The following is a 25,866-nucleotide window of genomic DNA, read 5'->3' as shown; positions in this document are numbered from 1 at the left end:
TATTTAATCCCCTTTTGTCTCTACTATTTTCATTATGTTACCTGTCTTTTCAATATCCTCATAAGGTGCACTTATTTTTACTAAATTAAAACATTTATCTATATCATCTACAACAAATCCACCTATATTTTTTATGCCTAATTTTTTGAAATCTGAAGATATAGGTGTCGATATATCACAAATTATGCTTTCTTTATTAAGTGAATCATTTGCTATTTTTATTAAATGTTTATTAATAATTAAGTCTCCACCTAAATATGTACTATCATAGTTTTCTACTAAATATCCATATGCTGATATGTTGTAATCCTCTTCTACTATTTTTCTATTGAAAAAATCCACATCATATCTAAATTTAATTTTATTTTTATTTTGAAGATTTCCCTCTACTACTGCTATTTTTTTTGATGAATCATCAATCATGGAAATGAAATGATGATTAATTTTCTCTAGGCTTAATGTTTTATTGCAAATATTCTGATTATAATAAGAATTTATTGCTGCTAATCCTAAACTAGCTTCTATAAAATTCCAAGATTTAATTGACTTGCATAAATCTTTTAAAGACATATTTATTTTTATATCGTTTTCAAAAGGAAATCTTTTATCAGATAATAAATGACTAATACCTGCTCCATAATCTGTTATTACCATAGCAAACTCTGAGCCTATAATAAAATCTTTTACTCTTATGTTTTCTGGTATTTTATCTATTAAATTATTATAAAACTCCCACATTTTGTCACCCCCTTCAAAGTAATTATATTATGTTTTATTATATTTAGCTATATTTTTTTATATTTTTCTGTATTTTTAGTTATGTTTCATTATGTTTTACCATGTTTAATTGTATTTTCGTATTTAACTACACAGTACAACCTCATAAAAATATCTTAATATTACATATCAAAGAATTTTTTATAAATTAATTCTTTTCACACCTTTTAAACGAATTTTCTAAGTATATAGGTTTTATCTATCTCATTTTCACTTATAACTTGTCCCACTATTTTTTTAAACTAATTGCTTTGACAAATACAATAATTTCATTTTTATCTCTTTTTACTAATATTACATCATTGTTTAAGATTTAAATTATTTTAATATGTACCTACCTTTAATAAATATATTATTAAAAAATTTATAATTACTAAATACAGTCTTTGTTCTATCTAAAATGATATTTTCTATTTATAAAAGTTCAAGAAATAAAAATATACTATTGTACTTACAATTAACTTTATAATTTTAAATTTGTTTAAATTTATTAATTATGGTATTTTATTTTATGAGGTGATTTCGTTGAAAAAAACAATAAAAGTAGTTGCTGCAATTATAGAAAATGAGAATAATGAAATTCTATGCGCTCTTAGAGCTCCAAATATGTCTCTACCAAATCATTGGGAATTTCCAGGTGGAAAAGTTAAAGAAGGAGAATCTTTATTTGATGCAATAGAAAGAGAAATACAAGAAGAATTAAGTTGTAAAGTAAAAGCAGATATTGTATTTGCTGAAAACACTCATGAATATGAAAAAATTATAGTAAACTTAATTGGTATAAAATGTTCATTAATAAAAGAGTTTCCTACACCTAATGAACACTCTAAGTTAATTTACCTTCAAAAGGAAAACTTAAGCTCTTTAGTATGGGCACCTGCAGATATCCCTATTGTAAAAGAGATAATGAAATAGGGATATATTAATATATCCCTATTTCATTATCTCTACTTTTTTTATAAATTCCCTATATATTTTAACAGGAACTTCTTGATGAAGTTTTATCTTCATGGTTATAGGTTTCTCCCCACTATATTCTACAGTGTCACCCTTACCTATATAAATATATGGTTGTGCTTTCTTATCTATTTCTTTATATTTTCTCACAAATAAGTGCAAGTTAACTTTTCTATCTTTATTATGAATTAAATTCTTACCTCTATCAGTCAACTGTCGTGTAGAATTTGGAGATTGCCACTGAAAATAATTTTGATTTAAAAATTTATCCTTATAATTTATCCTTTCGTCTATTCCTTCCTCTTTATGCAAATCTATAAATAGGAAATATTCATTCCCATTAACTAAAAGTCCACTACCCCTAAATGCAGAATGAATCTTTCTATAATTAGAAAGTAATGCTATATCAATCATTTTGTACTGTTCATATAATTTTAAGAATGGTACTCCATAGTAATCTTCTTTGAACTCTTTTTCATATCTAATAATCCCATAAGTAATAGCATCCTCTATATATTTTCTATATTTTTTATCATTAATTATTTGTGTAAATATACTACTTCTATATAAAGTATCACCTTTATACTCTATTAGTTTAACCTTACTTTTTATTATTGATGAATCGCAATATTGATGATTTAAACATTCAAAAGCATGAATTACACTATCAGGGTCTATTTTATTAATATACTTCAATATTTCATTACTTGCTATCTTTATGTTAATACTATTATGATTTAATAAATATTTAAGTATAATAAATTCATTTATTCTTTTTAAAGGTAAACTAGTATTTAATTCTTTTAATATTTTTTCAAAATTCTTATCCATTAATAATGTTTTTATACTATCATCCTTTTCTGTCTTACCTACAAAACTTAAATAAGTCCCATCTTTATCTATAAACTTAGCTGGGTCTGGTGAACCATCAAATTTTATATAATCTAATAAGAAATATGGTACACTTCCTCCACATAAGATTTTGAATTGATTATATTCATCCTTCAAATATTGTGCTGACCTAAAATTTTCTCCATCAATTTGTGTTAGAATTCTTTCCTTAGAAATTTCATCAATTTGAATATGAGTACATCCTGGTATGTTAGCGAAATCAGTACTTACAGCTACCTTTATGCTATCCTTATCATAATATCTTGCACCATTTAAAGCTATAGCGATTAAAAAAGTTTTCTTATGATTTCCTATAAAATCAAGTACTGTTAAAAATTCTTTATCTCCACTTTTTCTAAGCCCTCTCCCTAATTGTTGAATGAATATTATAGGAGATGCAGTAGGTCGTAACATTAAAATTGTATTTATAGAAGGTATGTCAACACCTTCATTAAAGATATCAACAGTAAATATAGCCTGCAAACTATCCTTATTACTTTCTAATCGTTCAATATATTCTTGCCTTTTATCAATAGAATCCTCACCACAAAGCGCAACACTATTTATTCCTCTTTTCTTAAACTCTTCAGCCATATATCTTGCATGTTCTATATTTACACAGAATCCTAATAATTTTCTAAACTGTCCATCATGCCCATAAAAATTCATTTTTTCAATAATAAAATCTACTCTTTTGTGTATCATTAAACGTTTAGCTAACTCTGACGTATCCTCTAAATTAACATTTTCTAAATCTACACCTTCAATATCTGTTATACCAAAGTAATGAAATGGTATTACTAAATCTTCTTCAAGTGCTTCATGCAATCTAACTTCTAAGGCAACATTATTATCAAAAAGCTCAAATACACTTAAACTATCACATCTCTCTGGAGTAGCTGTCATACCTAATATAAACTGAGGTTTAAAGTAATTCAAAATATTTAGATATGATTTACTAGCACTATGATGAGCTTCATCAATTATAATATAATCGAAACAATCCTCTTCAAACTCAGTGTAATACTTATTCATAGTCTGTATTGTTGCAAATAGATAATCTGCTTCAGAGTTTTTTTCATTACCAGTAAATAGACCTGTTTTTAAATTTATTCCTCTTAACAATCTATCAAATGTTTCCTTGGCTTTTTTTAAAATTTCTTCCCTATGAACTATAAATAATAATCTCTTCGGTTTAAATTCCATTACATCAAATGCGGACATATATGTCTTTCCTGTTCCAGTAGCTGCAATAACTAAGGCTTTATTTTCTCCATGAGCCCTTAGCCTTTCTAGATTTTCCATAGCTTTTATTTGCATCTTATTAGGTCTGATAGGTACAAAATTATCAAACACCATTTTTCTTTTTAATTCTGTTCTTTTAATTTCATTTAAAAATAACATATATCTTTGTAACACTTCATCATTAAGATTTGAACTCATTTTCCAAAGGTTGTCATACTCTTTCAATGCATCTTTTAAAAATGGCTCCTCTTCTTTTGAAACTATCTTTACATTCCATTCTATATTGCTTTTTAATGCACTTTGAGTAATGTTTGAAGAACCTATTATAATTTTATAGTTGTCTTCATTTTCAAAAATGTATACCTTTGTATGAAACCCTTTTTCTCTATCTGCTATGAATATTTTCATATCTATATTATTAAATTCTTGTATTTTTTCTAATGCTTTTGGCTCTGTAAAATTTAGATATGTAGTAGTTATTATCTTACCTTCTACATTTTTTTCTTCCAATTCTTTAAATGTATCTAGCAACAACTGTACTCCACTATAATTTATAAAGGCTACACTAAAATAAAATGCTTTACATTCTTTTAAGCTTTTCTTTAATTCATTTAATAAATTACTATATTTTGAATTTATAATTAGTTGTTTTGACTCCTGCATTGTTTTCCCCTTAATTGTTATAAATATATTTAAATTATAGCATAAAAATAAATAAGAATCCTTATTTTCACTTGTATAGCTACTTAATTATTAGACATATCTTGCCTATTAAATAAATAAAAAATAAAACCATACAAACTAATATAATTTGCATGGTTCTATATCTATTAATCTACACCTAACACAACTTTAATTTTAGATGCTATTGTAATAACTCTTGGCCCAAATATAACTTGAACTGAATTTTTCTTCCTAACAACTCCACTTGCACCTAGCTCATTTACCCAAAAACCATCTTCATAAAATCCATCTATTGAATTTAACTCTACTCTAAGTCTAGTTGCGCAATTAGTAATATTTTTTATATTGCCACTTCCTCCTAAACCTTCTATTATAGAATATACAAGTTCTGTGTCCTTGTCTTCTCCTGCATCATTAGCTATTGCTTTAACAGATTCTCCAGATTGTCTTTCTCTGTATTCTTTCTTACTATAAAGCTTAACTTCTTCTGAGCTTCTTCCTGGTGTCTTTATATCAAACTTTTTAATTGCCCATGTGAATATTACATAAGTAACTACAAAGAATATTGGTATTAAAAATAATAAAGGTAGTGCATCCACTTTCTGAGGTTGTAATAAATTTGGGAACATATTTCTAAATGATTCTCCCATTATAGATACATTAAACATTTCTGTAAATACATATGTTAATCCTGCTAGTGGAACATATACTACAAAGTACAATAATGGTGCAACAAATAAGAATGTATACTCTATAGGTTCTGTTACACCCACTAACATAGCAGTTACTATTGCTGGTATCAATATACTCATTGCTTTTTTCTTATTTACATTGTCAGATAACTTATACATAGCTAAAGCTGCTGCTGGTAATATTGCAAAATGTATTAGTAAACGTCCTGTTGTAAAGTTACGAGTTATGTATGATAGTGTATCTGGGTCTCCCATTTGAGCTAACCTTATATTGTTAACACCTTCATAAATTGCTCCTCCTACTTCCATTGTTCCACCTACTCTTGTGTATTCTATAGGGAATGCAATTAAGTGGTGTATACCAAATGGCAGTAATGCTTTATCCATTGCTCCGAAAGTGAAAGTTCCTAATAATCCACTTGAACCTATCCAGTTACCAAGTTTAGATAATGCTAGACCTACTGGTGGCCATATGAAGTACATTGTTGTACCCAATACTATTGCCGCTATAAACATCATAATCATTGAAGACCTTGGACCTGAGAAAAAAGACAATGCACTAGGAAGTTCTGTGTCAACGAATTTGTTATGTATTGTACTAGCTACAAATCCTGCTATTATAGCTCCAAATATACTACAATCATATGAGAATATTCCTAAAAAAGAACCATATAAAGAACTTCGACTATATGCTTCAACCTCACTTAAGCCAGACTTCATAAATGCCTCTGCTGTAACTGTATCTGAGCTTATACCATGTGCTGATAATAATGTATTTATAACTGTGTGCATTCCTATGAATAAAACAACTCCTCCTAATGCACCCCATCCTTTTTCCTTTTTGGATAATCCAAAAGATATGCCAGTAACAAAGAATATTGGTAAATATCTCATTACCATAAATCCTAGGTCATTTATTACTTTAAAGAATACATTTATGAATGAACCTTCCTGTATTAATCCACTAAGCCCCAAGGCAGAAACGTTTTCCATATTTGCAAAAGCTGATCCTAATCCTATAAATACTCCTGCTACAACAAGTAATATGACAGGAATCATCATCGCTCCAGAAAGTACTTGTAATTTATCCTTCATAGTATCATTTCCTCCACTTTTTATTGAAATGCTAAATTATACAAGGCATATATATAAACCTCTATCGCTTTATATAGTGTATCTATACTTATATTTTCATTTGCCTTGTGTGAATTTGGTATATCTCCATCTATTGTAGGGCCAAATGCAACCCCATTTTCTAGTACTCTTGCATAAGATGCAGCTCCTTTTGTAAAAAGTTCTACTTCTTTTCCAAAACCTCGTTTATATGCATTTGACAATTTATTTATTAATTCACTATTTGGTTCTACATACAATAGTTTCAAATCTTTGTATGTATCAACTATTAAATTTTCTTTTTTCCCAACTTCATTAATTCTATTAGTTATAAATTCCAGACTTATCCCTTTAGGATATCTAAAATCTATTTTCATATTTAACTCATCTTTTTCTAAGAAAATACTCATTATACATAGTGTAGAAACTCCCATATTTACGTCTTCTGTATATAACCCCAATTTCTTTCCATGATTATCATCTGTAAAGTATGAATTTAAAATATCTTTTATTATGATTCCCTTATCATTTAGCCCCTTGATTTTATCTAAGTCCTTTGCTAAATTGAATGCACAGTTATACGACCTGTGTGGGTTTCTTGATAAAGCTCTTTCTCCTATATATCTTACTAATATTTTCTCTTCTTCAATTTCTTCTATCTCTGTATAATAAACTAATGACTTTATTAAATCTTTCTTATCATTAGTTTTAAAGATAGCTTCAATTTTATCACATACAAATCCATCTTCTTTGTTTGATTTTATCTCAACTAAATTATGATTTCTAAATTTATCTTCATTTATTTTTTTTCTTAGATTAAAGTATAAAATGCCTTTTTCTCCATTTACTATTGGGAAGTTACCATCTGGAGAAAATGCAAACTTTGGTTGTTCATTAATACTAAAGTAATGCTCCATACATTCCCAAGTTGTTTCTTCAGCTCCACCTACGATTAATCTAATTTTCCTCTTTGGTTTTATATTAAGTTTTCTTAAGAAAAGTAATGCATATAAAATTCCTACTAAAGGCCCTTTATTATCATTAACACCTCTTCCATAAAGATGATTATCTTTTTCACAAACATTAAAAGGATTACTCAGCCACAACTCTTTAGTATATACTGGTACAACATCTATATGATTAAGTACCCCCACTACCTCTTCACCTTCTCCATATTCTATGTGGATTGCATATCCATCAAAATCTTTTACAACAAAATTTTTATCTTTTGCTATTTGTATAAGCTTATCAAATGCCTTTCTTATTTCTATCCCAAATGGCTGATTTATATCTATGGTACTTTCATCTCTAATTGAAGGTATCTCAACTAGACTTCTAATATCATTTATGATACTTTCTTGATTGGATTTTAAATAATCAATAATTAGCTCTTTATTCACTATCATCTTAATTATTTATCACCCCTTTATATTAGTTTTACAAAGCATTTCAGTTCATATCTACATTATAAATTTTGAATATTGTTTTTTCAATATTTCAAATACTTCTCTAAATTACCATAATGATACGGTAAATAATCAACAGATTGCGACAAAATCATATTCTACCATTTATTATTATTTTAATTGAATCATCATATCTAAATTTAATGTGATTTTATTCAAGTAAAATCACTAAAAAAGATGTAGCCTTAACTACATCCTTTTATATCTACTCAACTTCCATTATTATGCTATTAGTATCTACCTCTATAGGCTCTAACCTCTCTTTTACTGTTCTTTTCACAGCATCAGCATCATTTATTATTACTACAGGAGTTATTATATTTAAATCATTTGATATTATAAGGTCTAAATCTACTTCCATTATTAAATCCTTAGCTTTTACCTTGTCTCCTGCTTTTACTTTGACATCAAATGGTTTTCCTTCTAGTGACATTGTCTCTAAACCTATGTGTATTAATATATTTGTACCATCAATACTATTAATCATTAAAGCATGTTTTGCATCAAATATACTAACTATTTCACCATCGACGGGAGAATATAACTTACCTTCACTTGGTATTATAGCTACCCCATCACCCATCATCTTTTGAGCAAAAACTACATCTGGCACATCCTCTAAATTAACTAAACTCCCCTTAAAAGGACTGTATATCTTCTCAATCTTACTTTCTTTTTTCTTAAATATATTAAACATAATACACTCTCCACACTATAAAATTTTATGCCAATACTTTTCTTAAAGCCTTCGCTACACCATCATTTATATTTGTATCAGTTACAAAATCTGCCTTAGACTTTACTTCATCTGTAGCATTTCCCATAGCAATACCAAGACCTGCAAATTCAATCATAGATATATCATTTTCATTATCACCAATACAAATAACTTCTTTGCTATCTATTCCTAATATCTCACAAAACTTTTTTAATGCAATACCCTTCGATGTCCCTTTACTCATAACTTCAAAGTTTATCTTTCCAGAACTTACTACTTCTAAATCTTCTTGGCTTTTAAACTCTTCCTTCGCCTTTCTTAAAGACTCTGAATTTTCTGAGAAAAATATACATTTCAAAATCTCATCTTCAGCTCTTTCTAATAGAATTTCACAACTTGCATTTTCTATTATTTCAATTTTATCCTCTTCTTTATTTTTATTATTTACTAATCTATATGGATGTTCTTCTCCTATTTCATTGTTAGCTATAATTCTTTTACATCCCTTAAAATGTCTATTTAAATTATATTTTTCACCTATTCTATATATCTTCTCTAGCGCATCTTTACTTAAAATTTTCTTATACTCATATCCTGGTAAATTAAAATATGTTCCATTATTTGAGATAATATATATATTATCTCCTAAAACACTTGTAAAGTATTTCATGGCATTATAAGGTCTTCCAGTAACTAATGCTATCTTAATTCCCTTTTCCATAGCTTCTTTTAACGCCCTTATATTTTCTTCTGATATTTCAAATCCATTTCCCAATAAGGTTCCATCCATATCAGTACAAATTAATTTATAATTCATTTGTATCACATCCTAGTAAGATTTTTCTAATATTTCAACAAGGTCTTCTTTTTTTCCAAATGGTAAAAAACCTAAAACTGGACAACTTATTATTTCTTCTAATTGTTCTTTTGTTACATTAAACTCAGACATTTTTGTCTTAAGCCCTACTCTCTTCAAAAAACCTTCTATTTCATTTTTTAAAGCTTTAGCTGCTTCATTATCTTCTACTTTTTTTAATTCTTCATTAAACATTCTTGCTACTTTAGCAAATTTAGCTACATTATTTTCATAAAACTTTTCTGCAAATTCTGGAAACACTATAGCCAAAGCTTCACCATGAGGAATATGTGTAACTCCACCTATTATCTCACTTAGTGGATGTGGTGCTGCTGCTCCAGAATTTGCTAGCGAACTTCCACCTAATGTATCTGCTACTGCTAATTTTGTTCTATATTCTATATTGCTTTTTTCTTTCATTACCTTAGGCAAATAGTTAATAACTAATTCCATAGATTTTTCAGACATTATCTCTGTAAAATCGTTAGCATTTGGGTTTATGTAACTTTCAAATGCATGAGTAAAGGCATCAAATGCTGTTGATACAGTAATTCTCTCTGGTAAAGTTAGCATAAGTTCTGGGTCTATGATACATTCTCTTGAGAAACAATTTTGATGGAATATTGTATTTTTCTCACTTCCTCTTGATATTACTGCTGCTTGTGTAACTTGGCTTCCAGTTCCAGAAGTAGTTGATACAGCTATTAATGGTAATTCTTTTTCACTTACTTTATCATATATTTTAAATGCATTTGTATATGTACTAAACATATAATCCCAATCTATTTTTTCTAGTCCAAAAGTTAAGGCTAACATCTTAGCAGTATCTATACTAGAACCTCCACCAACGCCTAAAACAACATCTACAGATTCTTTTTTAGCTAGTTCAAATCCTTTATCTATTAGTTCTACAGTTGGATTTGGCTCTACTTTATCAAAGTGTACAACTTCTATACCCTTTTCTATTAAACCTAATCTAATTCTTTCATATAACTTGTCTAATGGCTCTACATTTGGAGTAGTAACTAATAAACATTTCTTTCCATATTTTTCTACTATTCTAGGTAACTCACTTAAAGTCCCTTGTCCAAAATTTATTCTTGATGGCTGATAAAAGTTAATCATATTTTTCCTCCCTTAAATTATTGATTTCATACTAAAATTATACCTATCACAGGATTTTTAAGGCAATACTTTAACTGTTAACTCTTATTTACTAAAGCTTATGGCAATTAATAAACAATCAATGTTTTATTATTACCATATCATTATGTAAATTTTATTAAGTGGTCATGTGACAATTTTACAAACAATATTATTGTATAATTAACTTAATATTTTACAAATAAAAATTATTGTCTTCAAATGGAGACCATGACTAATAAAAATAAAAGAGAGTTTTTATTGTAATCAATAACTTAAAGGAGAATTAAATTATGAAATATTTAATAGATAGTGCAAATCTTAATGAGATTCAAAAGTGTTTAGGGTATGGATTTAAAGGAATAACAGCTAATCCATCTATGTATCTTAAAGAAAATGTAAACTTTTATGAATTCCTTGAAGCGTGTACTAATTTAAATCCAGGAATATTAACTGCTGAAGTTATAGGGAATAATTTATATGAATTACTTGAGTCTTGTGATAAGATATCAAATATAAACAAGGACACCATAATAAAAATAAATTTTTCTGAAGCTGGTTTAGAACTTATAAATACATTAAATAGTAAAGGTGTAAAAACTGCATGTACATTAATTTTCAATGTAAATCAAGCATCCTTAGCTATAAATGCAGGTGCTGATTATATATTTCCTTTTATAGGAAGAAATGATGAAAATGGGTATGATGGTATAAAAAACCTTACAGAAATATGTAAGCTTATATCAATAAATGAATATAAGACTAAAGTTGTTGCAGCTTCTATCAAAAATGTATTTCACTTAACTCAAGCATCTCTTTGTGGATGTGATTATGCAGCTGTGACATATGATTTATTTAAAAAAGCTTCTTTTAGCCAACTTACAATAGATGGTTCCAATACTTTTGAAAAAGATTGGTCCCAAGTTAAATAGCAACTAAGATTTAGGAGGGGTTACATTGAACAAAAGATTATTAGATATTGCAGAATTATTGCTAAATAACTCAGACTATATTACTGTAAATACTATTGCCAAAGAATTAAATGTTAGCAATAAAACTATTCGTAATGACCTTGTTATTTTAGATGAATGGCTTTTAGAGTTTAATTTATCCTTAGATAAAAAGACTGGTTCAGGAGTTATTATTCTAGGTAATGAAGATATAAAACTTAAAGTTATTAGAGATATCAATGATAAATCAAATGGTATATATGCATACTCTCCTGAAGACAGAAAAAGATATATTCTGAGTAAATTGTTTATTAAAAATTCGAAATTTAGGATTCGTGATATTTGTAATGAACTACATGTTAGTAGAGCTACTGTACATAAAGACTTGGTAGTTATTCAAAATTTCTTGCAGAACTTTAAAGTAACACTAGTTAGAAAAACAAATAATGGTGTATATCTAGAAGGTAAAGAAAAAGATATTAGAAAAGCAATTTTTGAACTTACTACTTCTAATAAAAGTTATACTGAACTTAAAGAAATATTATTCTCAACATCTGATAAATTTAATAGTACTCCTTCAACAAGAATCTTTAAGGAGCTATTCAATTATGATTTCGAGAAATTGTCTCAGATTACTCTAAATAGTTTGCAAGTAGAAAAAAATAATCTTAGTGATGAGTATTATATAAACTTCTTAATAGATATAGCTATATGTATAAAAAGAGTTTCTCTTAATAGGTACATTAATTTATCTGAAAATTTCTTTAGAGAATTATTAGAACATGAATGCTTTGAAAAAGCTAAGACTTTATCCTCTAATCTAAGTGACGCTTTTTATGTAGAATTTATTGATGAAGAGATTTGCTATATGCTTCTTCATATAGAAGGATTGCTTAAATCCATAAAGAAATCTACTCCTCTTGAACCCCTTAAAAGTGAAGAAATTACAGAGTATAACCTATCTGAAGCAATAGCTACTCATTGGGGTAATATACTAAATTTAAATTTAAAAGAAGACTTTATATTAATAAAGTCTCTTGCGAATCATCTTAAGTCAGCTTTACATCGAATAAGCTATGGATTTACTATTACAAATCCTGTATTAAATGATATAAAAAGAACATTCCCATATACATATAAGGCTGCTAAAGAGTCTAATACTGTTATCAAACAGTTGATGAATTATGAAGTTAATGAAGATGAAATAGGGTATCTTGCTTTATATTTAATATCAGCAATAGATAGAAGTAAAGCTCCTTTAAATACTATTTTAATATGTCATTGTAGTGCTGGTGTATCTAACTTACTAGTTCAAAAATTATGCTTTGAATTTAATCAAATTAATATGGTTGAGTCCATATCTCTCTCTTCTATCTCATTTACAAATTTTGATGATATAGATTTAATATTAACTACTGCTCCTGTAGACTTTGAGCATCACGCTGAGTTAATAAATATAAATGCTCTTTTAGGTAAATACGATATCTCCAGACTTAGTGTGATTATTAAAAAACTATATTCCGAAAAGAATAAAATACTATCTTTTAAGTAAACAAAAAATATCAAGGTGACCTGAGTTATCTTGATATTTTTTATATGTAAAGTAAATTTTATTATTTTTATTGAGTACAAGCACTATTCATATTATTAGTTTCTTCAGTATTTTTTGCAAATTTTGTAGTTACAAATCCTATTGTTTTTATTATTAACAGTAAAGATATTAATGAATATACAGATATCATAAGGTTCTTACTTATGATTCCAGATGCCACTATTATAAATCCATCTAGTATAAATAATATAGCTGGTAACTTCAAGAACTTAACCACCTTATTAAGAAGCATTGCTACTAAATCAGTTCCACCAGTACTACATCCCCTTATTATCGCTATACCTATAGCAGTTCCAACTAATAATCCACCTATTACCCCTGCTACTAATAAGTTGTCCGTTATATGAGTTTTTGGTATTACTTTTAAGAAAAGTGGACCCATAAGAGTTATATATAATGTTTTTACTCCAAAGCCTTTACCTAAAAACAATACTCCCATTACTAGAAGTGGCATAGATATTCCTAAAGATATATTCTCAACAGGTATTGATAAAAATGTACTAAGTACAACTGATAACCCAGTTATACCCCCTGGAGCTAATGTATGCTCTGCAAAGAAAAAATTAACTGCTAATGCCATTAAAAATGCTGATATTGTTATCAATAAATAGTCTTTTATCATTTCTTTTTTCATTTAATATCCTCCAATAATTACATTATTTCAGTATAAAAAACCAATCATATTATTCTAATTTCCTATAACTTTTCATAAAAGATATGCTTCCTTAAAACATTAAGAAAGCATATCTTTTATCATAGTTATTTACCTATTCTAAACCAAACTTTACAGTTGCTTCGTCTATCGCTTTTCTACAATTCTTAACACCTGCTGTTATACCATCTTTATCTTTAAATATCGCTGAAGATAATATTACAACATCTGGATTACATTCTATTAATGGCTCCATATTATCTGCTCTTAGTCCACCATCTATTGCTAACTCACACTTGGGATTCTTTTCATCTATCATTTTTCTAGCTCTCTTAACTAAATCAACAGAACTCTTTCTCCATCCCCAGTTATCTTTTCCATCTGTTTCATCAACACCATGAACGACTATTTGTAATCTATCTATATCATATATAGCTTCATCAACAAAGCATAATGGTGTGTAACATCCAACTGTTAATCCTATTTTCATCCCAAATTCTCTACAGTAATTTATTATGTATGCAAGAGGAGCTCCTAAGAATTGCTCAGCTGGAATTATTAACATGTTGCACCCTGCTGCTGCTATTTTTTCTATAAATAATCTATCGCAATCTCTTGTGTATATATGGCATTCTATTGGTTTATCTGTTACTGGTCTTATTGCTTCTATTATTTGATGTCCACCCATAAGTTGCATATTTTTTAAGTCATGCATGTCAGCTGCATCTGAATGTACGTAGTCTACACCAGCATCCATCGCTTCCTTAACCACTGCTGATATGTGCCCATAATTTACATGTGCTAATCCTGCTGCTATTTTTATGTGTTTCATATTTATATACCTCCATATTTTACTTTAATTAGTATTAGATATTAATTTTTGATATTTTTTAATGTACTTCTACTTTTATTGATGTCCGTATTTCTTCTATAAACTTATTCTTTTTTTGTGAACTTTGAACTTATTTTGCTTTGTAAATTAATATTACACTGATATAATTTTTTTCACAACAGTTTCACTACTCCTTAAAAGTACCTTTATATTGTGGCAAATTATAGACATTAACTATGTATAGAAAGTTATTTTTTACCACATCTTTATGGTATTTATTATCTGTACTTACTCAATTGATATCACTAGATTACTTAATATATAATCAGACTATAAATATAAATTTGCTTAACAAAAAGCATCATTCATAATAATATTAATAAAAGGGAGATGTAAAATGAGAAACTGTATTATTGCCCAATCTGGAGGCCCTACCGCTGTTATCAATGCTTCTGCCATTGGTATTTATGAAAAGAATTTAGAAACTAAATACTTTGATAAAGTGTATTTTGGTATCAATGGAATTGAAGGTATACTAAATAAAAATATTATAGATTCGGAATATCTGAATAAAAAAGATATACTAAACTTAAAACAAACTCCTTCTTCTGGTCTTGGTTCCTGTAGATATAAACTTGCTGATTACAAAGTAAATTCTTACGACTATGACAGGGTCATAAATATACTAGATGAATATGAAATAGACACATTATTCTATATAGGTGGAAATGATTCTATGGATACAGTAATGAAATTTTCTCAATATTGTAAAAGCACTACTTGTAAAATAAAGTTTATAGGGATTCCTAAAACAATAGACAATGATTTATTAGGAACTGACAACTGTCCTGGATTTGGTTCCTCTGCAAAGCTTATTTCTACACTAATAATGGAAACTTACTTAGATTTTTCTATATATAAAAATAATGGTATATTCATAGTTGAAACTATGGGTAGAGATACTGGATGGTTAGCTGCTTCGTCTGCACTTGCTAGACTCAATGACACTCCATTAGTTGATTTAATCTATATTCCAGAAATTGAGTTCTATGAAGATAAGTTTGTAGAAGATGTTAGAAGAGTCTTTAGAGAAAAAAATAAGGTCTATATAGTTGCATCAGAAGGTATAAGAGATAAAGATGACAACTTTATATGTGAGCAAAACACTTCTGCTCATGATAAATTTGGTCATTCTCAATTAGGTGGAGTAAGTAATTATCTAAAAGACCTTATAGTATCATCATCAATTACAACAAGAGTAAAAACTTTAGAACTTGGTGTAATACAAAGATGTGCTATGCATTTAGCTTCAGAGACTGATTTGAGACAAGCTACTGAAGTTGGTGCACATGGATTAGAACTCTCTCAAAAAGGATATACAGGAGTTATGGCTATCCTTAATAGAATAAGTAATACTCCTTATAAGTATGAAGTTAGTCATACAGATATTGCTAAGATAGCTAATAAGACAAAGTATTTCCCTAAAGAATGGATAAATGAAGAATACAATCATATAACTGAGGAAGCTCTAGATTATTTATCTCCACTTATTCAAGGTAACCCAGATATTAAATATAAAGATGGATTACCTCATTTTTCAACCATTTACTAGACAATTATTATGATTCAATATACATTAAATACTATCTCTTTAAATATATATGTGGCTGTCACACTAGCAATTATAAAGTGTTATGTGACAGCTACTTCACAGATTTCCATGATGGAGACAATTTTCAGTAATGATGTCTATCACCAATTTTTCATTTTTAATACATTATAATTAGTTAGACAATAAATATTTGAGCATGATATTATTATATATAATAGTACAAAGAAATATAGTTTTGCCATGAATAGAAAAAGTAAAAGTTATATAAATAACTATAATAATTGAAAAGGAAGTAATCTATGAAAATAGCAATCATAACAACTGAATTTTTAAAAGAATTTGTAGCTAATTCTATAAAAAAATTAAATATTAATGCAGAAATTGAAATATATATTTATAAAGATTTTTCTCATGTTGGAGATTTATATCTAGAAATCGAAGATAAGTTTGATGGATTCGCAGTCAGTGGACCTATACCTAAGGAAGCTATTACAAAAAAAGTTGGTACTATAAAAAAACCTTTAGTTGATTTTGGTACTGATTTACAAAGTTATTACGATATGTTTCTAAAACTTATTTTTAAATACAATACATTAGATTTTTCTAGAGCATACTTTGACCTAATGGACTGGGCAGATAATCCAAAAGACATATCATATTATTTATCAAATGGTACATTTGGAGATTTAATGTGTAGTATTAATGAAAATGCCTCTAAGATGAGTTTATCTGATATAGCAGAGCTTGAAAAAAATATTGAAAAAAAACATATTAAGTTATGGAATGAAGGGAAAATTGATTTTTCTACTACTCGTTTTAGTAGTATTGTTCCTATGTTACAAGATGCAGGAGTAAATTTTCACTTCATATATCCTGACATAAATTTATTGAAAAGTACTTTTAATGAATTAATAAAGGACATTCATCTGCATAGAATGAAGGTAAACCAACCTGGTGTAATATATATAACAGTTAAAGATATGAACCATTATGATTATACTATAGACCAAATTTATAAAATATTAAACAATCTAAAAAAAGATAAATTAACTGATTTTATAATTGAAAAAGATAGTAGCTCTTTTAAGATTTTTACTAAATGTGAGACCATTAAATCATTAACTAAAAATTTCACTACATGTTATATAAAAGAATCTATTGAAAATAGTATAAACCTTAAAGTATGTGTTGGGTATGGAATTGGTAATAATATAAAACAAGCTATGTCTAATGCTATAAATGCTAATAAGGAATCTAAAATAAATCCTTTAAACTACAGTTTCTTAGTTAATGAAAGTTATGAGACAATAGGGCCTTTACTATGTGATAAATTACTTACTGTTTCAAATAAAGTAACTCCACACATAAATACAATTGCTAAAAATTCCAAATTGTCTACTCTTACTATTCAAAAGATTATATCTGTTACTGAAATTCTTCAAAGAGATGAAGTTACTCCTAAGGAATTATCTTCTTGTTTAAATGTAACAGTAAGAACTGCCAATAGATTTTTAAGTAGTCTACTAAAGTCTGGAAATGCTACTATATTATACGAAAAACAAAACTCAACAAAAGGTAGACCTGAGAGGGTATACAAATTATTTATATCAGAAAACAAACATTAAAATCTAGAGTACATAAAAATATTTTATCATTGAATAGTAAATAAAGTTATATGGTTTTCTAAAAGGTATATCCCATATTTGGTTTTTAAGATATACCTTTTGTGATATTTATTAATAATTTATGTTATTCCCTATTAAAATTATTTTGTAGCCATTTCACTTCGCAATGAGCAAATAAACAGTAAAATTTCGTGTTCTTTTGATAATGAAAAAATGCTGGCATAAAAATTGTAATCTTATATTTTAAACTTTATATCTCATTTAAGGAGTTGGAATATCATCTGGAATAGGACACTTATATGTTTTTCCATTCATAGATTTATCGAATTCTTCTTTTGCCTTTTTAGCTATATCTGGATTATTCAGTATCTTAGCTCCAAACATAGCCATAATTTTTGCCGCATATATCATACCTTTTTCTCCAATAGAACTTCCTGCACAAGATGTAAACTGCCAACTATGCCCAGGTGCCCCTAAGTTTGTACATCCTGTAAAAAAGTAGGCTGTAGGAACTATATGCATTACATCTCCAATATCAGTAGAACCATAGCTATTAAAGTTCGTAACATTTCCTCCACCATAATATAGATGAGTTCCTTCTGGTAAATTATATTTATTTATCATAGCCTTATATTGTTGTGGGCTTTGTCTATCTAATTCAGCTGCAAAATCCAATTCATCTTGAGTCCAAGGCTCTTGTTTAATATTATCCATACATTCTGACACAAGATTTGCTAAGACATGATTATTTAGAGTATTATAACATCCTCCTAAAAACTCTACTTCAACCTCAGTCTCAGTCATCATTGCAGCTCCTTTTGCTACTTTTATAAGTCTTTCATATGTATTTTCTACAGCTTCCCTACTTAAAGCTCTTGTATAATACCATACTGATGCTTTATCAGGAACTATGTTAGGTGCTACTCCTCCACCTGTAATGGTATAATGAATTCTTACATCAGAAGTAACATGTTCTCTCAAATAATTAGCTCCTACATTAGTAAGTTCTACAGCATCTAAAGCACTTCTTCCATTTTGCGGGTCTGAACCAGCATGTGCAGTTTTTCCTTTAAAATGAAATTTTACAGAGTTAACAGCTGTTGATATGCCAACTGTAGCTTCACTAATTTTATTTGGATGGAAATTTATAGCTAAGTCTAATCCTTTAAATGCACCACCTCTAGCCATAAATCCTTTACCTGTTAACTGTTCTTCTCCTGGACATGCATAAAATACTATAGTTCCACTTAAATTGTTTTCTATCATTTCTCTTTTAAGTCCTACTACTGCTCCTACATGTGCAGTACATAATAAGTTATGTCCACATCCATGACCATAACCGCCCAATTCAAATGCTTCTTGCTTTGTTGAAACTTTTTGGTTTAAACCAGGTAGCGCATCAAACTCTCCCATAAAACCTATAACTGGTTTTCCTGAGCCAAAACTAGCCTTAATAGCTGTAGTTAAGCCTCCTACTCCTATTTCTACATCAAATCCTTCACTTCTTAGAAAATTTGCTGTATTTTCACATGCTTTGAATTCTTTAAATGCTTTCTCTGGATTTTTCCATATTTTCTTACTTAAATCATCAAGTTTGAGTCTTTTTTCATCTATCTCATTTATAGAAATATTTCCTATCATTAACTTTACCTCCCATAAATCTATTTTACATTAACCAAATATAAGTGGACCTATTATACTAGCAAATGCCACTGAAGCAATAGTTACAGTAACAAATCCCCCTATAATCATTTTTGGTAATAAATAATCTGTTGCCCTTTGCTTCTCTTCTACAGTTCCTTCCATAGCATCAATACCTTCATTAGAAATTATCTGTGTTGCTGGATAAGCAAGCATACAAGTTACACCAATTGCTGCTGACATTCTTGGAGAGTATCCTAATAACTTTCCTACAATTGCAGTAAATAGTATTATGAATACAGCTCCTACAACTAGAATTCCTATAGTTGGAACAATCATTGCAAATAATGCTGTTGGAGTTACCTTAGCAAGTCCTCCAGGTAACATTAACATACATCCAAACATTATAATTCCATTAGATTGAGATTTATCTAAAATTCCCTTTTCTAAAAATCCTATTCGTGTAAAAATTAAACCTACTAACAAGCATGCTATATTTGGATTTAAATAATAATTTGCTGGAGTAAATCCTGGTATTAGAGTAGCTAATCCTACAAAGTTCCCAATCATAGCAACAAATGAAAGTTTTGCAAGATATACTAGATTGGAGGATTTCTTATTTGATTCTTCTTTAAAAATTCTCATACTTGGAAGCTTAAAATTACTCTTTGATACATCCTTTAAGAAATCTCCCCTATCTCTTTTAAATTTTAATTCTTTATTTATGCAATATGTTGTTATAGGAATACCAAAGAATTTTTGAAATGACAATACTAGGATTACAAATGCTGCAAGTTCAGGTCTATTTGCTGCTTCTGCAACCGTTGTTACAATAATACCAGCAACAGTAGAACCTGCTATTGGAGGTGCTGCTATTAAAGCATACTCTCTACCAAATAACATACTACCAACTGTGAAACAACCAACCGCTATGCCTACAATACCTACTAATGCAATTACAACTGTTTTCCATTCATGGCATAAATCCTCAAGGTTTATAAGCGTTCCCAAGTTAGTTATTAACAATGCTATACCAAAGTTACTCATTGCAGCTAATATCCCTGATGCTCCTGTAACGTCTTTTGGAAGAATATTTGTCCAAAAGCCTAATAAAAATATAATACATACAAATAGCAATGTTGAAATTGCACCTTTTGTTTTCTTAGATAAAAACTCACTAAAAGCATAAATCATTACACATACAGTAAAGCAAGTAAGTGGATTCCAAAAATTTTCCATTGTTGTTTCCTCCTAAATATAATAATTTTTATCAATAAAACAATAATTATAAAGTGTATATTCTGAAGTTACTTTTAACTACATATAGCACAACTTGATATTTTTTACATTTTCATACGTCTTAAATTATTCCTAAAATATCCAAATAAATATATCTATAGTTAATCTTTTAAATGTTAGCTATAAATTATTAACTTACTAGATTTCTTTTAAAGCTTTAAGCCTCTACATTATTGGATAAATTTAGAATTGTACCACAATTATCTTTAATCTTAATATACATGTTAGAAAACTTATATTTATTTAAATATTGGATATAAGATTTGCACCTTATATACGTCTTAAATTATTCTTAAAATATCTAATATAAATTAATAACATATCTATTACTAAAAAATACCTCTTTCTAAATCTTCTTTAACTTTAAATATAAACTTATATTTGATATTATTCTCCCTCCTTCAAATTAAGCTTTGTCTAATAACTTTAAAAAGCATATTTTAAGAAACAAAATTATTTATCATATTAAATTAATGATAAGTTATGGGCATTACTAGTCTTAAATTATTCTTAAAATAGCTATAAAAAATTATTAAGTTTTAAAGATATTATCTTTTATATTGTCAGACTATTCTTGATATAAATTATAATTTTAAATTCCCTCTTTGTCAATATATTCCGACAATTTTTTATAAACTTATAGTTTTATATAGTAAATAAAACATATTATGAATGGTAAGTTTACATGTTTTAATACTTTTTATATATAAAAATGTGTACCTCCAATTATAGTAATTAAACTAACCTCTTTACTACCACTATTTTTAGGAGAATACACATTTTATTTTACATATCTAACGAACTTAAATTATCTCCATTAGATTTTATGACCTCTTTATACCAGTCAAATGATTTTTTCTTATATCTCTTAAAACTACCTTTACCTTCATCATCTAAATCAACATATATAAATCCATATCTTTTACTCATCTGTCCTGTAGTTGCACTGACTAAGTCAATTGGTGCCCACATTAAATATCCAAAACATTCAACATTATCCTCTTTAATTGCAGACTTCATTTGTGATAGATGCTTACTTAGATACTCAATTCTATAATCATCATTTATAGTTCCATCTTCTTCAACTTTATCATATGCTCCTAAGCCATTTTCTGTAATTAAGATAGGTAACTGATACTTTCTGTAAATATAGTTTAAAGTAAATCTTAGCCCTATAGGGTCTATTGCCCATCCCCACTTACTTTGTTCCAAGTATGGATTTTGAACTCCTCCAAATAAGGATTTATCACTTGATAAACTTTCTTTTGGAATAGACACACTTGAAAAATAATAATTAAGTCCTATAAAATCTAATTTACCGTCTTTAAATGCTTCTTTATCTTCATTAGTTACTTCAATATTTATATTATTTTTTTCATATTCTCTTAATTTATACTGAGGAAACTTTCCATTACACATTGCATCAATTTGATAATAGTCACGGTCATTATCTAAGAACGCATTTAATACATTACTAGGATTGCAATTATATGGATAAATTGGATTTAATCCAAATACACATCCAACTTTATTATTTGGATTGATTTCTCTAGCCAACTTTGTAACCTTTACACTTGCTAATGTCATATTATACCCTACATTTGCCAGTATCTGAACCTTGTCTTGCATTTCACTATACTTAATTCCTGCTATCATATAAGTAAAAATATCAGAGTGCTCTGTTTGAGGGTCAATATGATTCATCTCATTAAATGTAACCCAATACTTTACTTTGTTATCAAACTTTCTCATTATAGTCTCACTATACTTTAAATACAAATCTATAAGCTTTCTGTTATTCCATGAACCATATTTATGTACTAAATTCATAGGTAACTCAAAATGATATAGTGTTACAATAGGCTCTATATTATTTTCTATTAAAGTATCTATTAAATCTTCATAATATTTAAGACCTAACTCGTTAGGATTATTATCATCCCCGTTTGGAAAAATTCTTGACCAGTCTATAGATATTCTTAATGCACTAAAGCCTATTTCTTTAAATAAAGCTATATCTTCTTTATATCTATTATAAAAATCAATTCCATTATGAGATGGGTAATCCAATTCTTCTTCTATTTTATCAGTAATTACTCTTGGTGTTTCATAAGAGCCTTTAGTTACAAAATCCATAATTGCAGCTCCTTTATTATCAACATCCCATGCACCTTCACATTGATGTGCTGCAATACTTCCTCCCCAGAAAAATGTATCTTCAAAATTCATAAATTTCTCCTCCTAAAATTTATACTATTACAGTTAATAGCTCTTCTGATTCATCACTTGATGAAATTACATCTAAGTAATCACTGGTATTTGTAACTACTATTATTATAGTTGAATCAAATCCTTCTTCAATAATCTTATCAGATTCAAATATTGCTAAAGAATCACCTTTTTTAACTCTTTGATTTTGTGTTACAAGGCTTTCAAAGAATCTTCCATCTAGATTTACAGTATCTATCCCAATATGAATTAAGATTTCTAATCCTTCATCAGTCACTATACCATAGGCATGTTTAGTTGGAAATACTATAGTTATAGTACCATCCACAGGAGACATAACCATTGATTTTGATTCACTAGGTATAATTCCAATCCCCTTGCCTAGTGCTCCAGATGAAAATGCCTTATCATTAATCTCTTCAAGTGCAATTACTTGACCTTTTGCAACATTTCCAACACTAATAGTTCTTGAGCTATTTTCATTAACTATTAGTTCTAATTCTTTTTTATTATTATTTTCAACTTTTTCTTTTTCACCTGAAGGTATTCCTAATAAATAAGAAGCTATTGTTGCAGCCACAAATGCTACCACTACACCTATTATCATAAATATAAAGTTAGACATCTCTCCTCCAACAAGATATGTTGGTAATGCTGCTAATCCCCATACCATTCCATATGTTTTAACTTGTGCTAATCCCGCTATTAAACCACCTAAGCCTCCACCTATCATTACTGCTACAAATGGTCTTCTATATTTCATAAATACCCCAAACACTGAAGGCTCTGTGACTCCCATAAGTGCACTAAAACTTACTGTACCAAATAATTGCTTTTGTTCTTTATTTCTAGTTTTTAAGAAATATCCAAACATAGCACCACAAACTGCAATATCAGATATTGTTGCTGCTCCCATAAAAATTGGGTCATATCCTAATGCTGTTACAGAATTTAAAGCTATTGGCATAGTAAAATTTGCTGCACCAAATACTATTAAGAGTGGTTGTAAGGCTGCATATAAAGCAACAACACTCCAATTTCCTAATGTATCAATTAAAAACATACATGCATAGTTTAATCCATCACCAATCCACGTACCAATAGGTCCAAATACTGTTAATGTAACTGATAAAGTTATTATTAAAGATAATACTGGAACTAAAAAATAGTGTAGTGCTTTAGGTAATATTTTTTTCAAACACTCAATTACAATTCCCATTGCCCATACCCCTAAAAGTATTGGAATAAAACTATTTGCATAAGTTGTTGTTTGTAAATTTATACCAAATATACTTAACCCTTCCACACCATCTATTGATGAAGATAATAATGTAACTGCTAATACTACTGCTATATAAGGATTTACGTTAAGTCTTTTTGCTGATGCTATTGCAATTAATACTGGTAAGAAGTGAAACGTAGCACTTCTTAATGTGTCCAATATTTGATATGTAGGACTATCACTATGAAGTATACCTGACATGTTTAAAAGTGCTAGTATACTTGCAAGTATCCCAGCTGCAAGTAGTACTTCAATTACTGAAGTCATAGTCTCTGAAACTACCACAAGTATGGAATTAAATAGGCCTTTGATACCTTTAACTCCTTTTTTACTTTCACTCTTTATACTTGATTCACTTGAATTTAAACCTACCATAGACATAAACTCATTATATACATCTACAACATGAGTTCCTATTATAATTTGATAAGCAACGTCATTAGAAACTACATCAATTACTCCTTTTAATTTTTTAATTTCTTCTGTTTTAGCTATACTTCTATCATTTAATGTAAGTCTTAAACGAGTAACACAATGTGCTACCGACTTTATATTTTCTTTTCCGCCTATAAGTTTTATTATATTTTCATTTAAATCTTTATACTTCATCTGATTTTGCCTCCAATCTTTGAGTCACCCTATTTATATGTAACATTAGATAAGTTTCTTCACTTATAGATATATCAACATTAAATTGTGATTTTACATATTTTCTTATTTTTTGAACACTTCCAAATGATTTTGGATAAAGTTTACTCACCTGCTTATATAGGTCTATTGAACCATCTTCATCTGTTGAAGCTTCATCTGACATAATTCTTTGTATAAAGTATTGTAGATGAGTCGTAAATCTCATATAGTTTGTTGAAGTTTCATTTAACTCTACATTAAAATGATATTTTATTATAGAAATTATATCTCCTAAAGTTCTTAATTCCACCACTGTATCATCATGAGATTTTTTATTTACCTCCATATTTACAAAATGAAGTGCTATTGATACTGCTTCATCATCAGGAAGATTAATTTCCTTACTTTCACCAATTAATTTCAGAGCATGCATACCAATCTCAAAGTGCTTTGGATAAAATCTTTTAACATTCCATACCAAAGGGCTTTTTATGAATTGATTCTTTTCACATCTTTTAAGCAAAAACTCTAGATGATCTAGTAAAGTTAAACTTAGATAGTCACTTGATTTTATGTTTAAAACTTTCTCGCCATATTCAATTATTTCATTAATAAGAACTATGTTGTTAGAATCTGAGTTTTGTAGTAGATAGCTAAAGTGTTCTAGCATATCATATGAATCTAGTATATAAGTTCTCTCTATTTCATTTTCACTTATTACTTGTCCCACTCTTTTTTTAAACCCAATTCCTTTGACAAATACTATAATTTCATTTTTACCTCTTTTTACCAAGGCTACATTATTATTTAAAATCTGAATTATTTTCATATATTCCTCCTTTCAATAAAAAGAACTCAAGCATATATGTATAGAGTATTCCTCTATTTTTCACATATATACTTGAGTTCTGCCTGCTAATCAGTAACATACTCAAAATTATGACTACATCGCCATAATTA

General features: G+C 28.2%; 19 protein-coding genes. 5 read left to right on the top strand and 14 right to left on the bottom strand.

The window, feature by feature from the left end; translation table 11 throughout:
* Window positions 1-3: 3 nt before the first annotated feature.
* Complete coding sequence (locus tag IC219_RS09215) at window positions 4-738, bottom strand: enolase N-terminal-like fold-containing protein (protein ID WP_227481945.1); 735 nt, start codon at window positions 736-738, stop codon at window positions 4-6.
* A 555-nt stretch (window positions 739-1,293) separates the two neighbouring features.
* On the opposite strand from IC219_RS09215, the gene IC219_RS09210 reads away from it, so the two are divergent.
* On the top strand, window positions 1,294-1,692 hold the full coding sequence (locus tag IC219_RS09210) for a (deoxy)nucleoside triphosphate pyrophosphohydrolase (RefSeq protein WP_413927430.1): 399 nt from the start codon (window positions 1,294-1,296) through the stop codon (window positions 1,690-1,692).
* Window positions 1,693-1,710: 18 nt separating this feature from the next.
* Here the strand turns inward: IC219_RS09210 and IC219_RS09205 are convergent, their stop codons facing one another.
* The 6 genes from IC219_RS09205 to IC219_RS09180 all read right to left on the bottom strand — a co-directional run bounded on the left by IC219_RS09205 (window position 1,711) and on the right by IC219_RS09180 (window position 10,524).
* The gene (locus IC219_RS09205; RefSeq protein ID WP_227830950.1) at window positions 1,711-4,533 is read right to left on the bottom strand and encodes a DEAD/DEAH box helicase; all 2,823 of its coding nucleotides are present in this window, start codon (window positions 4,531-4,533) and stop codon (window positions 1,711-1,713) included.
* Between the two features lie 167 nt (window positions 4,534-4,700).
* Window positions 4,701-6,341: a PTS transporter subunit EIIC gene (locus tag IC219_RS09200; RefSeq protein WP_227830951.1), complete on the bottom strand. Its 1,641-nt coding sequence runs from the start codon at window positions 6,339-6,341 to the stop codon at window positions 4,701-4,703.
* A gap of 20 nt (window positions 6,342-6,361) precedes the next feature.
* Complete coding sequence (locus IC219_RS09195) at window positions 6,362-7,765, bottom strand: Sapep family Mn(2+)-dependent dipeptidase (RefSeq protein WP_227433843.1); 1,404 nt, start codon at window positions 7,763-7,765, stop codon at window positions 6,362-6,364.
* Window positions 7,766-8,030: 265 nt separating this feature from the next.
* Window positions 8,031-8,522, bottom strand: coding sequence for a PTS glucose transporter subunit IIA (locus IC219_RS09190; RefSeq protein WP_227830952.1), 492 nt, complete (start codon window positions 8,520-8,522; stop codon window positions 8,031-8,033).
* 25 nt (window positions 8,523-8,547) lie between these two features.
* Window positions 8,548-9,360, bottom strand: coding sequence for a Cof-type HAD-IIB family hydrolase (locus IC219_RS09185; protein ID WP_227433841.1), 813 nt, complete (start codon window positions 9,358-9,360; stop codon window positions 8,548-8,550).
* A gap of 12 nt (window positions 9,361-9,372) precedes the next feature.
* Complete coding sequence (locus IC219_RS09180; protein ID WP_227433840.1) at window positions 9,373-10,524, bottom strand: iron-containing alcohol dehydrogenase; 1,152 nt, start codon at window positions 10,522-10,524, stop codon at window positions 9,373-9,375.
* Between the two features lie 311 nt (window positions 10,525-10,835).
* Here IC219_RS09180 and IC219_RS09175 point away from each other — a divergent pair, with 311 nt between their 5' ends.
* Both IC219_RS09175 and IC219_RS09170 read left to right on the top strand, forming a co-directional pair.
* Window positions 10,836-11,474 (top strand): transaldolase family protein, encoded by a 639-nt coding sequence (locus IC219_RS09175; RefSeq protein WP_227433839.1) that lies wholly within the window; start codon window positions 10,836-10,838, stop codon window positions 11,472-11,474.
* A gap of 25 nt (window positions 11,475-11,499) precedes the next feature.
* Complete coding sequence (locus IC219_RS09170) at window positions 11,500-13,044, top strand: BglG family transcription antiterminator (protein ID WP_227830953.1); 1,545 nt, start codon at window positions 11,500-11,502, stop codon at window positions 13,042-13,044.
* Window positions 13,045-13,111: 67 nt separating this feature from the next.
* Here the strand turns inward: IC219_RS09170 and IC219_RS09165 are convergent, their stop codons facing one another.
* Entirely contained in the window at window positions 13,112-13,738 is a 627-nt protein-coding gene (locus IC219_RS09165; RefSeq protein WP_227433837.1) for a YitT family protein, read from the bottom strand.
* Between the two features lie 133 nt (window positions 13,739-13,871).
* On the bottom strand, window positions 13,872-14,588 hold the full coding sequence (locus tag IC219_RS09160) for a pentose-5-phosphate 3-epimerase (protein ID WP_227433836.1): 717 nt from the start codon (window positions 14,586-14,588) through the stop codon (window positions 13,872-13,874).
* 397 nt (window positions 14,589-14,985) lie between these two features.
* Between IC219_RS09160 and IC219_RS09155 the strand changes: the two genes are divergently transcribed.
* Together IC219_RS09155 and IC219_RS09150 are read left to right on the top strand one after the other, a co-directional pair.
* The gene (locus IC219_RS09155) at window positions 14,986-16,200 is read left to right on the top strand and encodes a 6-phosphofructokinase (RefSeq protein WP_227830954.1); all 1,215 of its coding nucleotides are present in this window, start codon (window positions 14,986-14,988) and stop codon (window positions 16,198-16,200) included.
* 299 nt (window positions 16,201-16,499) lie between these two features.
* Entirely contained in the window at window positions 16,500-17,825 is a 1,326-nt protein-coding gene (locus tag IC219_RS09150) for a hypothetical protein (RefSeq protein ID WP_227830955.1), read from the top strand.
* A gap of 261 nt (window positions 17,826-18,086) precedes the next feature.
* Here the strand turns inward: IC219_RS09150 and IC219_RS09145 are convergent, their stop codons facing one another.
* The 5 genes from IC219_RS09145 to IC219_RS09125 all read right to left on the bottom strand — a co-directional run bounded on the left by IC219_RS09145 (window position 18,087) and on the right by IC219_RS09125 (window position 25,735).
* Window positions 18,087-19,466, bottom strand: a complete 1,380-nt coding sequence (locus IC219_RS09145; protein WP_227830956.1) for a M20 family metallopeptidase — start codon at window positions 19,464-19,466, stop codon at window positions 18,087-18,089.
* A 30-nt stretch (window positions 19,467-19,496) separates the two neighbouring features.
* A complete protein-coding gene (locus tag IC219_RS09140; protein WP_227433832.1) occupies window positions 19,497-20,705 on the bottom strand; it encodes a hypothetical protein in 1,209 nt (402 codons plus the stop codon).
* Window positions 20,706-21,551: 846 nt separating this feature from the next.
* Window positions 21,552-22,994, bottom strand: a complete 1,443-nt coding sequence (locus IC219_RS09135) for a family 1 glycosylhydrolase (RefSeq protein ID WP_227830957.1) — start codon at window positions 22,992-22,994, stop codon at window positions 21,552-21,554.
* Window positions 22,995-23,013: 19 nt separating this feature from the next.
* Window positions 23,014-24,885, bottom strand: a complete 1,872-nt coding sequence (locus IC219_RS09130; protein WP_227830958.1) for a beta-glucoside-specific PTS transporter subunit IIABC — start codon at window positions 24,883-24,885, stop codon at window positions 23,014-23,016.
* Window positions 24,875-25,735: a PRD domain-containing protein gene (locus IC219_RS09125; protein ID WP_227830959.1), complete on the bottom strand. Its 861-nt coding sequence runs from the start codon at window positions 25,733-25,735 to the stop codon at window positions 24,875-24,877. Before IC219_RS09125 ends, IC219_RS09130 begins: the two co-directional genes overlap by 11 nt.
* Window positions 25,736-25,866: the final 131 nt, after the last annotated feature.

The sequence above is a fragment of the Clostridioides sp. ES-W-0018-02 genome (assembly GCF_020658175.1).
Taxonomy (GTDB): domain Bacteria; phylum Bacillota; class Clostridia; order Peptostreptococcales; family Peptostreptococcaceae; genus Clostridioides.
Note: the sequence above shows the minus strand (reverse complement) of the source record. Positions and strands in the feature narration are given on the sequence as shown.